The following is a 12,587-nucleotide window of genomic DNA, read 5'->3' as shown; positions in this document are numbered from 1 at the left end:
TTGAACTTCGCCTTTTTATGATTGTTTGGTAACAGTCACATATATTTAAAAATTTTTTACCGAATAAAAAATTAGTTTTTCAAAGCGTTTTTGGAGGTGATTGATTTTGGAGTCTAAACGGTCGAATATTCCTGAGCCAGAGAGGACTGCAGGGGGCAAATTCAGATGCAAAGCTGACAACCAAGAGTACGACACCAGAGAGGATTATGAGGCGCACTGCATGGAAGAGCATTCTGAGAGTACAATGTAAAAAAGGGATTACTGCTTTTTCTTTACTCTTTTTAGAGCTAAATTAAAAGTTTGGGCGAAAAACTGCCCTTGTCTATTGCTTTTCCTTTTTTGACTCTTGGAATAGTTTGCGGATTGCGCCAATTCTTGCTTTTTGAGCTAAAGTATCGCTTGTAACAATCGTCAAGGCTTCTTCAGGACACCATTTGACGCATTGAGGACCATCAGCCTTGTCTTTGCACATGTCACAAACATACACGATTTTTGTTTCTGGATGCAACATCATGGCGCCGTAATCGCAAGCTTCAATGCACCAGCCGCAACCGTTACACTTGTCCTTATCGAGAATTATGGTGCCTGTTTCTTCATCTTGCTTTAGAGCATCTCTCGGACAGGCGGCTACGCATGCTGGTTCTTCGCAGAGTCGGCATGTTACTGCCATGTTGGCTAACTGGTTAACTCTGACTACGCGGATGCGTGATTTGAGCGGGTTGAAGGCTTTTTCTTTGGTAAATGAGCAAGCGTACTCGCAGATTTGGCAGCCTACGCATTTTTCGGGGTCAGCGGAAACAAATTTTCTCTCATGAATCTTTACCATTGCTTTTATGCCTCGTTTGCTTTGATTAAACTTGAATATTCTTCTAGACCTAAGTCGTTGAGCTTAGCTTTAGTCGGCACGCCTTCCAGCGTCCAGCCTCTGGCTTGGTAATAATCGTCCAAGAGCAAATCCAGTTCCTCTTGAGTTACTACGGCGCCTTTGACTGGTCCATCATCTGGAATGGGTTGATTCATAACCTTCCAAGGCAGGGTGTCATCTTCGCGTGTTAATCCTTCTCGCAGGTTGATTAGTTTGGCTAAGGTGTTTATGCGTTCGCCAGCAACGCTGAGTTCTTCAGCAGTTACCTCTGCGCCTGTAACTAGGCTGTAGAGTTTTGCCATGTCGGCGAGTTCTTTGTAAAGGGTGCCTTTGGCATTCTTGCAGATAATGAATGAATCAATCAATGCAAAGATATCTTCCGCTTCTTTAACAAGTTTGCCTCGTCCTTTTTCGGCTTTGAGGCGGTTAACTTTGCCTTTCAAGTCTATGGTGTATGCGGCGCTTCGGTTGTGGTCTGCTCCACGGAAAGAAACAGCGGCTGCTAACGCGGTGGTTTTGAGGCAACGCAGGTCATAACCTGTGACTTCTAAACCTTTGATGTGTTGTGCAAGCTCAGTTGAGTTCTTGCCGATTTTTTCCGCTGCAACCTTGACGCCGTCAGCAAGGGTTTCTCCGATGCCTTCACGTTTGCCCATTTTCTCAATTAATTGGATAAGTGCTTCTGAATTGCCAAAGTGAGGGTCGATGCCTTCAAGTTGCCCATGTGTAAGTAGACCTTTTTCGTGGCAATCCATTAGGAAACTGATGGTAACTCCAGTGCTCTGGGCGTCCAAACCATAGTAGTTGCAGAGTTCAGCAGCTTTGATTATGGCGTCTAGCTTGTCTATGCCGCAGTTTGGTCCAAGCGCCCAAATATTATCGTACTCCATGCGTGCTAGCGTGCCCTTGTAGGGTCCTTCGCGGATGACGGCTTCGTGTTCGCACCGCATGGCGCATGAGTTGCAAGCGATTATTTTTGCTATGTAGCGTTCGTTTAGGGTTTCTCCGCTAACGTTCTCGGCTTTCTCGAAGTGGGCGTTGTTGTAGTTACGGGTTGGCATACAGAACAGAGCGTTTTGAATCATGATGTTCTCAGGTGTGCCCAAGGTGCGGTATTTCTGCGCGGCTGGTCCCTTCATGCGTTCATGAAATTCCTTGACCATTTCTATGAATTCTTCTGGTTTAGCTACGGTTATGTCTTGTGTTCCTCTCACCGCGATTGCTTTGAGGTTTTTGCTACCCATAACAGCGCCAAGACCAGTTCTTCCTGCCGCTCTAGTTTTCTCATTAATTATATTGGCGATTTTTGATTGTTTCTCGCCTGCTAAACCGATTGACGCTACACGGATGTAGTAGTCGCCGAGTTCGTCTTTGAGGGTGTCCTCGGTTTCTGAGGGTGATTTGCCCCAAACATTTGAGGCGTCAAGTAACTGGACTGAGTCATCGTCAATCCAGAGGTAAACAGGTCTGTCAGCTTTTCCTGTAAAAACTATGGCATCGTACCCTGCGCGTTTTATTTCTGCTCCAAAGGTGCCGTGGCTTACTGCTTCGCCGACACCGTTTGTTGCGGGTGATTTTGATATGAAAGTGTGTCCGTTTCCGCCTGTTGGGAACATTGTTCCTGATAATGGTCCAACGGCTAAAACTAATGGGTTTTCAGCGCTTAGCGGGTCTACGCCTGCTTTTGAGTTGGATAAGTAAAGTTTCATGGCTAAGCCGATTCCGCCAACATATTTTCTGGCGACTTCATCGCTTAGTTTTTCTGTTTTTGCCTTGCCTGTGGATAAATCAACATAGAGGATTTTTCCTGCGTAACCGAGCAACCTTCTTCCTCCAATATTTTGAGTATTTAGTCAGTTGAATGCTATATTAAGTTAATGGGATGTTTATCTTAGAATCCATGGCTTTCCTGAACGCTCAGTTTCATCGTCATGTATAAACAGTCACAACGATTCCTTAATGTAAAACTCAAGTTGAAACTGTTTCGTAAAGAGAAAAGACATATGAGAAGCCCATAGCAATCAATAATTTGAGAACCCATGCAAATCAAAGTGCACTACATCAGCCTAGTAAAGACATACACAAACAAAAACCAAGAAGACATAACACTAAACGAAAATGCAACCGTAGGGCAACTGCTCGACCAAATCGCCAACACCTACGGCAAACAATTCATCCAAGAAGTCTACGACCCCGCCAAGAAAGAAATGAAGTCAACCTTCGTCACCATGGTAAACGGCGTTTTAATGGATCAGCTTCAAGGCGTAAACACACCGCTAAAAAATGGCGACAACATTATTTTGATGTCGCTCATGACAGGCGGCTAAATTTAGCAGTCCAATAATTTTAAGTTTTATTATCTGTTCTTAGAAACTGCTTTTTTCTACGCTCAGTAGCACCTATCATACTCAACCGTTCTAGCAGTAGCATTAACATGCACATTAAAGTAGTGATTCCCGTCCCATAACAAATAAACCGTCCAAATGCCATCACTGTTAGATTTGGTTTCCTTAACCGCATATTCCTTATCGTTCATCTCATGCTCGAAAAGTGCAATTGCCACCAGCGTTGCTTCAGAGCTATCCATCCCATCGTTCAAATTAACCCCGACCGAAAAATCAAAAGCATACTTAGTACAAGCGTTGCAGGTAAAGGTAGCTTTAGTTGAATTGTTAAATAAACCTGCAACAACTACTGAAACACCAACAATCGTCAACACTAAAGCAAGTGCCAAAATTGCGATTTTGCTAATTCGTAACATTCAAACTTTCCTCTTATCTGCTACTTAACTTTCTTTGCGTTAATATTACTATTTTTTAGAACAAGCCGTTCGATGTCTTTGATGACAGGTGGGTAGCTTACAAGTCTTTTGATTAGGTTGCTTTTTGATCAATCAGGTCATTGATTTCTTGTTTGTTACTGCTTTGCCACAATCACATTTCTTTAAAAGCACCAATTTTGTTATTTAACTTATTTACTGTGAAATTTAACGAAAGAAAGGTTGATTATATGTCTAAAAGTAGTGTTCAGAAGACGGATGGGCAACATCACGAAGAAATTGTCAACGGATTGTACACTCAACTGAAAGAAATTTTAGATGCTTCAAAGCAACCTATCTATATCTATTTAGATGACAACCACAAAATCTGCAACCAAAGATTCGCAAGTTTCTTAGGATACAAATCGCCGCAAGAATGGGCTAAACCCTCAGGATTTTTGGATTTATATGTTGATGAGAAAAGTCGAGAAAAAGTGGCAACCGCTTACTGGAATGCAACAGACAATTTCAACGCTTCTACTATCAACGTTACCTGGAAGAAAAAGGATGAAACCACTGCAAATTCAACTATGGTTATCTGCCCAATGGCTTACAAAGGACACATCTTAGCGATTCATTTCATAACAAGCATAGCCTGAAGAAGCACATCTATTTAGAACTTAAATTAAAAATAGAAGCGCTATAAAAAAAGCGCTAGAAGTTTTATTTTTTATTTTGTTTTGGCTTTTTCTTCAGCTGTTTGGAACAGGTTCTTGACAGCTTTCTGTCGGTACTTCTGCGCCAATGTCTCTGCCGTGACGTATGTTAGTGCTTCTTCTGGGCACCATTTGACACATTGAGGCCCTTCGTCTTTGAACTCGGTGTCTGTGCAACTGTTGCAAGTGAATACGACTTTCTTTTCTGGATGCATGTTCATTGCACCGAATTGGCAGGCGCTGATGCACCATCCGCAACCGTTGCAGGCATTTTCGTCTACTCTGATAATGCCGGTGTTTTCTTCTTGACTTAATGCATCTCTTGGGCAAGCGGCTACACATGCTGGGTCTTCGCAGTGTCTGCAAGTGATGGCTAGGTTGGTTAGTGGTCCGATGCGCATAGCTCGGATGCGGGATTTAGTCGGATTGAAAGTTTTTTCGTTAACCATACTGCAAGCGTATTCACAGACACAACAGCCTATACATTTTTCTGGGTCTGCTGTTACGAATTTTCTGTCTTGTGGGCGTACCATTTTAGGCGCCTCCTTTAGCTGCGTTTTCAGCAATGTATGCTAAGTCGCCAAGACCAAGTGATTGGAGTTTCTCAACTGTGGGCACTCCGTCAACTGTCCAGCCGCGTGCTTTGTAGTAGTCATCTAAGCCGATTTGGAATTCTTCTTCGCTTACGGCGACGCCTTTTGCTGGTCCCTCGTCTGGTACTGGGCAGTTCTTTATCTTCCATGGTAGTGTGTCGTATTTTCTTGTGCCTTTGCCTTCGCGTATGTTGAAGAGTCTGGCGAGGTTTTCGATTCTGTCACCGCTTTGGGTCATTTCTTCAGGTGTAATTGGGATGCCAGTTGCAAGCGTGTAATAGTTGGCAAGGTCTTTCCAACCGTCGTAGTATGTTCCTCTGCTGAACTTGCAAACAATCAGCGAGTCGATGATGTTGTACATGTGGCTCTCGTCAGTAATCATCTTGCCGCGTCCTGGTTCAATCTTGAAGCGGTTCACTTTGCCTTTGACGTCTGGGGAGTAGGCGCCGTTTCTTAGGTGGCATGCTCCACGGAACGAGACACTAAAGCCTAATGCCGCGGTCTTTAGGGTTCTGAGGTCGTATCCTGGAAGTTCTAAGCCTTTAATGTGGCAAGCGTACTTGTAGGCGTCTCCGCCGATGATTTCTGCGGCTTTTGCGACACCTTCAGCTAGGGCGTTTCCGAGCCAGCCTTCACGTTTGCCGATTTTGTGGATTATGGCGATTAATGCTTCAGCGTTTCCGAAGCGGAGGTCTATGCCGTCGGTTTGTTCTTTGGTGATTACGCCATGCTCATAGCAGTCCATTGCGAAAGCTACCACGACGCCGATGCTGATGCCGTCCATGCCGTACTCGTTGACTATGCGCATAGCTTCGATAATTGCGTCTAGCCGGTCAATACCGCAGAGTGGACCCATGCTCCAGAGGCACTCGAACTCTAAGCGTGAAGTTGAACCTTTGTAGGGTCCTTCTGGTACCACAGCAATGTGGTCGCAACGCATACCGCAAGTTGCGCAACCCACGATTTTCTTTACATAATGTTCGTTTAGGTATTCGCCACTGACTTTCTGTGCACCTTCAAAAGTTGCGTTGGTCCAGTTTCTTGTTGCAAGGGCTGAAAGCGAGTTAAGAACTAGTACGTTTTCGGGTGTGCCCAAGGTCTTGTACTTCTTGGTTGCTGGACCCTTCATACGTTCATGAATCATTTTGATGTATTCTTTGAAGCCGTCGAGGTTTGCAACGTTTACGTCTTTGGTTCCTCTTACAGCAACTGCTTTGAGGTTCTTTGAGCCCATGACTCCGCCCATTCCAGAGCGTCCGATAGCACGGAACTCGTCATTTATGATGGCGGCGAACCTGCAAAGTTTCTCTCCAGCTTCACCGATGGCTGAAACACGGACGTAAAAGTCGCCGAGTTCATCTCGAATCTTGTGGTCAGTTTCATTAACGGTTGCGTTTTTTAGGTGTTCAGCGTTTCGGATTTCAACCTTGTCATCGTCAATCCAAAGGTAAGATAGTTTTGGTGCTTTGCCCTTGATTACTACTGCATCGTATCCTGCGCGTTTGAGGTCAGGACCAAAAAATCCGTGGGCTTTAGCTTCGCCGACTCCTCCTGTGGAGGGCGACTTGGAAACAACAGCATAGCCGTTTCCAGCTGTTGGCCCCATGGTGCCGCTGAGTGGCCCAGTGCAGTAAATCAATGGGTTATCTGGGTCGAAGGCATCGGTACCTGGTTTTGAGTTATCCATAAGTAGGCGGATGCCTAAGCCGATTCCGCCGATATAATTTTTTGCCATTTCTTCGGTTAATGGCTCTGTTTTGGTTTCTGCAGTTGTGAGGTTAACATGCAAAATTTTTCCTGCGTAAGCAAACATGCTTTTTTTGTCCCCTCAATGCTTGTTATGGGTAGTTAGTCATTTGAAAGCTATATTAAGTTAATGGCTGATTCATTTAAAAAATCACGGTTAATATCGACCTGTGTTTTTATACATAACGCACCTGTAAACAGCCAAAATTACCACCCTTTTCTCACTCCTAAAGCAAAAACTTAAACCAACCTTCAAAACAATCTGCTCTCAGATAGGCGAAAAACCTTGAAACACATCAACGCCCTAAAACAGTCAGTTGAAAAACAGGGCAAACCATCCAACTTGGCAATTTTTAATCCGATTAACATAATCTATTTTTCAGGTTTCTCTGAGGCAGTAGCACTCTTACTCACTGAACAAAACGAGGGCATTCTCTACGTCTCAACAACTAACTATGAGCGTGCAAAAGCAGAAGTCAAAAACTTTACTGTTGAACCCATAAAGCGTGGCGAGAAACTTGTTGATAAAATTTCCGAGCAAATCCAATGCAAAAAGCTTGCCGTTGACACCCTGCCGATTGAAAGCTGGCGTGCTCTCGCCAAAGCCGTCGGTGGAGAAGAAAAGCTCGAACCCGTCAACAATTTAATCGTTGAATTACGAAAAATTAAGGATGAGCAAGAAATCAAACTGATTCGTCAAGCCTGCAAGTTAGCTGATATCGGTATGCAAACCGCTGCTGAAATCATCCGTCCAGGCATGAAAGAAAATGAAGTTGCTGCCGAAGTCGAATACGCCATGCGCAGGGCAGGCTCAGACGGCACAGCTTTTGACACGATTGTTGCTTCAGGCTTTTGTTGCGCCTACCCACACGGCGCCGCTCAAGAGAGAACCATTGAGGAGGGTGATTTTGTTGTGGTTGATTTAGGTGCAAAGTACAGGTTTTATTGCTCAGACATTACCCGAACATTAATCGCTGGGAAACCTTCAGAAAAACAAGCAAGAATGTTCCAGACAATCCAGCGGGCGCAACAGAAAGCTATCGAGGTAATCAAGCCAAGTGTAGCGGCAAAAGATGTTGACGCAGTAGCTAGGCTTGTGGTTGAGGAGGCTGGGTTCTGTGACTATTTCGTTCATAACTTGGGGCACGGTGTTGGTTTGGAGGTTCATGAAGGACCCGTGCTGAGCCCTGACAGTAAAGACGTGTTGGAGGCGGGTAACGTTGTGACGGTTGAGCCTGGGATTTACCTGCCCGGCTTTGGCGGAGTCAGAATCGAAGACACTGTCTTAGTGACGAAGAGCGGTGCTGAAAAGTTGACGAGCGCGAACTGTTCAGTTTAACATAAAGCTAAATAGAATCTCTGGCGTCCTTTCTAGTGAGAGTGATAGTTTTGATTAATCCAGCTGTCATACTTGTGGATGTTCAAAACGATTTCTTCACTGGGCCTCTAAAAATCAAGAGAGTTGGCAATATCGTTGAGCCGTTGCAGCGTCTGGTTGTGGCTGCACGCAAAAAAGAGGTGCCGGTTATCTATAGTATAGACGCTCATTACCCTCAAGATTTTGAGGTTATAAGGAAATGGGGTAGCCACGCCATCAAAGGCACCAAGGGCGCCGAAGTCATCCCTGAGTTGGAGCCAGATAAAACAAGCGATTACATCGTGGAAAAGCGAACTTACAGCGGCTTTTTTGAGACTGGATTAGACCCGCTGCTTCGCAGTCTCTACAAGGGCGATGGTGCGAAAACGGTGGTGCTGGGCGGGTTGCATACTAATATTTGTATTAGGCATACTTCAGCGGACGCTTTCTTTCGTGGTTACCGTATAGTGGTTGCCAGTGACGGCGTTGAAGCGTTCACCAAGCAGGACCACGAGCAAGGACTAAAGTATCTGGAATACGTTTACGATGCTAAGGTAATGTTGGTCAACGATATAATCAAAGAGATAGTTGAGTTTGAACGTGTTTAGGGAACTGTGCTATTCCAAAAGTAAACTTTTGCGTATTTTGTGTTGTAATCGAATGCTTTGTCTTCATAGATTATGTCCAGTTTTAAGCCGTACTTATCCAGCAGCATTTTCGTGTTTTCAAGAATGACTGGTGCTTTTTCGTCTTCAGGCCAGATGCCCCAGATGTGGTCTTGCGTTATGTATTCTGAGCGTCTCATGCCCCAGCCGTAATCCTTGGGTAAAACCAGCGCCACTTCAGCCTTCACGCTTCCGTCGTTTATTCGGGGGTTAGCTTTGACGTAATTCCAGAACTGCTGCATAGCTTCAAAATGCTCTTCTGAGAGGATGCCGTACGGGTTGTCTTCAGGGTACTTTGGATGATTAAATACAACAACGTATTTTGCTCCTGCACTGTAAGCTAAAACCATGTCCTCGTAGATTTCTTGGGCACTTGCCAAGTACGGAGGCTCATAATACTTCCACACGATGATGGCGCCCCAGTCTTTGCCCTGCATGTTTGCTGCGCCTCGGCAGAGCGCTATCTGCTGGGTTGAGCTAAGGTTCCAGCCTAACTCCACAAAAACGGTGTCGTAGCCAGCCAGGTACACCCACCAGTAGAGGGCATAATCCGATGTGAACATTGGGATGCTCTTGGCTTTGGCGTCTATGGTGCTGTTGTATGAGGCAATGTTTGAGATAAACTGGTTTGCGGCATCACTGTAGTCAACCGCGTTTGTAACGGTCATGTTAGCGCCGTCAATTTGTTTGCCGCCAAGTTCATCTCTTAAATGAACGCCCAAGAATTTGTCGCCCCACCGTGTCGTTGCATTGTCAAGCCATGCCTGATGCCAGGGATAAGCAATTCGAGATATGAAATCGAAGTAGACTACAAATTTCAGGTTGGCTTGGGCTGCGTAGTCACACACTTCAGTTAGCGCGGTCTGGTTTATTGTTACGTCATGCGAGTTTATGAGGATGAAGTTGGTGTAGTTTTTGACCTTATCGATTTCGCGTTTGGCTTCTTCTGCGGTTTCTTGACCAAACGAGACTCCGAAGTAAAATTCGTCCTGCTCAGCACTTGCTTTCCAAGTTAGGCTTTGCGCATAGATGATTGCTAAACTTGCGATGAAGATTATGGCTATTAAAAGCAAACCTACACGTTTCATCTTTATCTTGACATTTTAAACGGTAGTCAACTCAAATAAAGTTTCTTAATTTCGATTTAAAATGTAGCTCGAGGTATCCAGCAAACGGCTTTTCCTGGTCATCTGCAACGACGGTTACCCCTATCAAGACTTTATGCCTAAAGCTATGATTACTCACCCAAAACACCATCCGTAAAAGCAGTGAAAAACAAGTTAGCCATTGTCTGGTTGCTTATTGGTTTGCTTTTTTTGACAGGTTTAGTTTGTAGATTGCTATGGCTGATATGGCAACTGCAAAAACGATTACGATAATCAAAACTGAAGCCCACATGGGAAAGCCTGCTGTTGCTGATGCGCTTATTTCAATTGTGCCTGTTGTTTGAGTGCTGGTAAAGTAGAGGCACACGTTATTGTCGTCTTGTATGATTTTCGGCGTGATTGTTTCACCGTTGATTTGAACAGTCAAACTATCCGAAGATAGAAGAGCTTTGGGGATTGCGATTCTAAAGAAGCCCGCTACACCTTTAGCTATTGTTAGGCGCAGACTGGAGCTTTCAGGGTCAACTTGCAGGCCTGAAACCATCGAGTTGCTCACCACATAAACAGAGTAGCGAGTGCCGTTTAATGTGCCTGCGTCAAACCAGTAGATTGGAGCCATAAGCGGGTAGTTGTCTTGGTTGTTTGCGTCAGTGACGTATGGCGTGTCGCCTATGCCGTCGCTTCCCGGCTCATCTTGGTTTGGTCCTGAGAACTCGTCAACTCCAGTATAGTCAGCCCAGTAGTTTCCCCCAGAAACATAACCGTTATCGAGCGCGCTGGTGGTGTCTGATAGGCGGGTTTGGATTGTGTTGTTAATCAGGTTGTTGCTGTAAGCGGTGTTATAGAGTGAATCGTACATGTGGATGCCGTCAAAGCCGCTGTTTGTTATAGTGTTTCCGTAGATTATGTTGAAGGCGCCGTGCAGTCCAATGGCGTCGTAGCCGCTGTTGGCTATAACATTTCCAAAAATATCGTTATACGCGCCGTGTACACACATGCCGTCATAGATGTTGTCAGCTATGGTGTTTTCGGAAATTGTGTTTGCTGACATGTTCCAGAAAAAGACGCCTTTGTAATTTTGGGTTATAGTGTTTTGTGAGATTGTGTTGTTTTGTGAGCAGTAGATGTAGATGCCGTCATTGCCGTTGCGTGTTATGGTGTTTTTTGTGATGAGGTTGAAGTTTGAGTCGTCGTACATGTAGATGCCGTCATAACGATTGCTCGCTATGGTGTTCTCTGAGATGATGTTGTAGTTGGCTGCGTCGTCAGCGTGTATACCGTCGTAGTAATTGTTTGTTATTGTGTTTTTGGTTATGGTGTTGTTGGTTGCGCTGTCTATGTTTATGCCGTGATAGTTTTCTTTGATTGTATTGCTTGATATGGTGTTTTGGGAAGAACGGAACAGGTAGATGCCGTCATAATCGTTGCCTGTTATGGTGTTTTCTGAAACAGTGTTAAAGTCTGCTGAGCCTTGCAGTGCGATGCCTTGATTATTTTTGGTTATGGTGTTTGCAGTAACGGTGTTGTTTAGCGAACCGTCGATGTAGATAGCTCGGTTACTGGTTGTTATGGTGTTTGCAGTAACGGTGTTTAGTTGTGTGGAGCTGTCTAGGTAAATGCCGTCGTGGGTGTTTGTGATTGTGTTTTCTTTGAGAGTGTTTAGTTGTGAGCCTTCATGTATGTGGATGCCTCGGGTGCTGTTTGTTATGGTGTTGCCGCTGATGATGTTTGAACTGGATGAGTCGTGGATGTGGATGCCGTGGTAGTTGTTTGTCAGGTTGTTTCCAATGATTGTGTTTGTTCCTGAGGCGCCGTAGAGGTAGATGCCGTCGTAGTTGTTGTTTGCGATGTTGTTTGCTGAGATGGTGTTGTTGTAGGCGCCGTAGAAGGCGATGCCTTCGTAGCTGTTGTTTGCTATCGTGTTTTCTGCAATAGTGTTGTTGTAGGAAACTGAGAGCCAGACGCCTCTGAACGCGTTAATTAAAGTGTTATCTGAAATCATGTTGAAGTCTGAGGAACTGTAGAGTTCGATGCCTCGCAGGCGCAGGTTTGTTAGTGTGTTTTTTTGGATAGTGTTGCCGTAAGAGCCGTGGAGGAAGATGCCGTGGTAATCATCATTTAGAATGTTCTCTGTGATAGTATTTTGGGATGAGCCGTGGAGGCGGATGCTGTGGTAGTTGTTTGTTATGGTGTTTTTTGTGATTTTGTTGTTGGAAGAATCTTGTAGGCGAATGGCGTCATAGGCATTGCTTGTTACGGTGTTTCCAGTAACGGTGTTACCTGACGAGCCTTCAAGGTAAATGCCCGCTGTGAAACCTTCAACATGGACGTTTTGGATTGTGACGCCTTCAACGCCAAGCAAATAAACCCCGTTTCCGCTCCCTGAGCCCTTGAGAGTGTAACCGCTTCCATCCACCACAATGTTGTTTGCCCTCACAACGATTTGGCTGTTAATATTAGCGGTGAACTTGTAGTTGTTGCCGTCTCGTTGAATCGGCGCTGTTGGAGGGTCAATTGAGCCGTCGGTTGCAATAAGAATCATGGTGTCGGTGGACTTCACGGGTTGGATGTTGAATGCAAACATTAACATGCTGGTTGTTAATATTGCCAGCATCATTGCTACAAGTGATTTCCTAATCAAACTCATCAACCTATCTTACTATAATAAGATTCTTTATTGTTATTATAAAATTTGTCCAAAACAGCTCTTTACGGAAATCCGTCATTATTCTTCTGAATTTAGGCAAATTTTATATTTGAATACGCCCATTTTTTATTAAA

12 protein-coding genes are annotated in these 12,587 nt (G+C 44.7%); 5 read left to right on the top strand and 7 right to left on the bottom strand.

Going from position 1 to position 12,587, the window contains the following annotated elements; genetic code table 11:
- Window positions 1–106: 106 nt before the first annotated feature.
- Complete coding sequence (locus NWE95_07940) at window positions 107–250, top strand: hypothetical protein (GenBank protein MCW4003825.1); 144 nt, start codon at window positions 107–109, stop codon at window positions 248–250.
- Window positions 251–322: 72 nt separating this feature from the next.
- Here NWE95_07940 and NWE95_07935 read toward each other — a convergent pair whose 3' ends face one another.
- The gene (locus NWE95_07935) at window positions 323–826 is read right to left on the bottom strand and encodes a 4Fe-4S dicluster domain-containing protein (protein ID MCW4003824.1); all 504 of its coding nucleotides are present in this window, start codon (window positions 824–826) and stop codon (window positions 323–325) included.
- A gap of 5 nt (window positions 827–831) precedes the next feature.
- On the bottom strand, window positions 832–2,688 hold the full coding sequence (locus NWE95_07930) for an aldehyde ferredoxin oxidoreductase family protein (GenBank protein ID MCW4003823.1): 1,857 nt from the start codon (window positions 2,686–2,688) through the stop codon (window positions 832–834).
- Between the two features lie 216 nt (window positions 2,689–2,904).
- Between NWE95_07930 and NWE95_07925 the strand changes: the two genes are divergently transcribed.
- Window positions 2,905–3,192, top strand: a complete 288-nt coding sequence (locus NWE95_07925; protein ID MCW4003822.1) for a MoaD/ThiS family protein — start codon at window positions 2,905–2,907, stop codon at window positions 3,190–3,192.
- Window positions 3,193–3,254: 62 nt separating this feature from the next.
- Here the strand turns inward: NWE95_07925 and NWE95_07920 are convergent, their stop codons facing one another.
- Window positions 3,255–3,626, bottom strand: coding sequence for a hypothetical protein (locus NWE95_07920; protein MCW4003821.1), 372 nt, complete (start codon window positions 3,624–3,626; stop codon window positions 3,255–3,257).
- Window positions 3,627–3,874: 248 nt separating this feature from the next.
- Between NWE95_07920 and NWE95_07915 the strand changes: the two genes are divergently transcribed.
- Window positions 3,875–4,282 carry a hypothetical protein gene (locus NWE95_07915; protein ID MCW4003820.1) on the top strand — a complete coding sequence of 136 codons (408 nt, stop codon included), beginning with the start codon at window positions 3,875–3,877 and terminating at the stop codon, window positions 4,280–4,282.
- A gap of 71 nt (window positions 4,283–4,353) precedes the next feature.
- Here NWE95_07915 and NWE95_07910 read toward each other — a convergent pair whose 3' ends face one another.
- Both NWE95_07910 and NWE95_07905 read right to left on the bottom strand, forming a co-directional pair.
- Window positions 4,354–4,872, bottom strand: a complete 519-nt coding sequence (locus NWE95_07910; GenBank protein MCW4003819.1) for a 4Fe-4S dicluster domain-containing protein — start codon at window positions 4,870–4,872, stop codon at window positions 4,354–4,356.
- Window position 4,873: 1 nt separating this feature from the next.
- Window positions 4,874–6,745: an aldehyde ferredoxin oxidoreductase family protein gene (locus NWE95_07905; protein ID MCW4003818.1), complete on the bottom strand. Its 1,872-nt coding sequence runs from the start codon at window positions 6,743–6,745 to the stop codon at window positions 4,874–4,876.
- Between the two features lie 219 nt (window positions 6,746–6,964).
- On the opposite strand from NWE95_07905, the gene NWE95_07900 reads away from it, so the two are divergent.
- Together NWE95_07900 and NWE95_07895 are read left to right on the top strand one after the other, a co-directional pair.
- Window positions 6,965–8,017 carry a Xaa-Pro peptidase family protein gene (locus tag NWE95_07900; protein MCW4003817.1) on the top strand — a complete coding sequence of 351 codons (1,053 nt, stop codon included), beginning with the start codon at window positions 6,965–6,967 and terminating at the stop codon, window positions 8,015–8,017.
- A gap of 35 nt (window positions 8,018–8,052) precedes the next feature.
- Window positions 8,053–8,643, top strand: a complete 591-nt coding sequence (locus NWE95_07895) for a cysteine hydrolase (GenBank protein ID MCW4003816.1) — start codon at window positions 8,053–8,055, stop codon at window positions 8,641–8,643.
- Here the strand turns inward: NWE95_07895 and NWE95_07890 are convergent.
- Window positions 8,640–9,788 carry a hypothetical protein gene (locus tag NWE95_07890; GenBank protein MCW4003815.1) on the bottom strand — a complete coding sequence of 383 codons (1,149 nt, stop codon included), beginning with the start codon at window positions 9,786–9,788 and terminating at the stop codon, window positions 8,640–8,642. The two genes, NWE95_07895 and NWE95_07890, sit on opposite strands and share 4 nt — an antisense overlap.
- 211 nt (window positions 9,789–9,999) lie before the next feature.
- Window positions 10,000–12,447 carry a right-handed parallel beta-helix repeat-containing protein gene (locus NWE95_07885; protein ID MCW4003814.1) on the bottom strand — a complete coding sequence of 816 codons (2,448 nt, stop codon included), beginning with the start codon at window positions 12,445–12,447 and terminating at the stop codon, window positions 10,000–10,002.
- Window positions 12,448–12,587 lie beyond the last annotated feature (140 nt).

Source organism: Candidatus Bathyarchaeota archaeon (genome assembly GCA_026014725.1).
Taxonomy (GTDB): Archaea; Thermoproteota; Bathyarchaeia; order Bathyarchaeales; family Bathycorpusculaceae; genus Bathycorpusculum.
The sequence above is the reverse complement of the archived record's forward strand: the minus strand, read 5'-3'. Positions and strand labels throughout refer to the sequence as shown.

Coding starts and splice junctions, on each gene's coding strand:
- NWE95_07905 (MCW4003818.1), bottom strand. CDS start 6,745: ATGTTTGCTTACGCAGGAAAAATTTTGCATGTTAACCTCACAACTGCA.
- NWE95_07910 (MCW4003819.1), bottom strand. CDS start 4,872: ATGGTACGCCCACAAGACAGAAAATTCGTAACAGCAGACCCAGAAAAA.
- NWE95_07890 (MCW4003815.1), bottom strand. CDS start 9,788: ATGAAACGTGTAGGTTTGCTTTTAATAGCCATAATCTTCATCGCAAGT.
- NWE95_07915 (MCW4003820.1), top strand. CDS start 3,875: ATGTCTAAAAGTAGTGTTCAGAAGACGGATGGGCAACATCACGAAGAA.
- NWE95_07920 (MCW4003821.1), bottom strand. CDS start 3,626: ATGTTACGAATTAGCAAAATCGCAATTTTGGCACTTGCTTTAGTGTTG.
- NWE95_07935 (MCW4003824.1), bottom strand. CDS start 826: ATGGTAAAGATTCATGAGAGAAAATTTGTTTCCGCTGACCCCGAAAAA.
- NWE95_07925 (MCW4003822.1), top strand. CDS start 2,905: ATGCAAATCAAAGTGCACTACATCAGCCTAGTAAAGACATACACAAAC.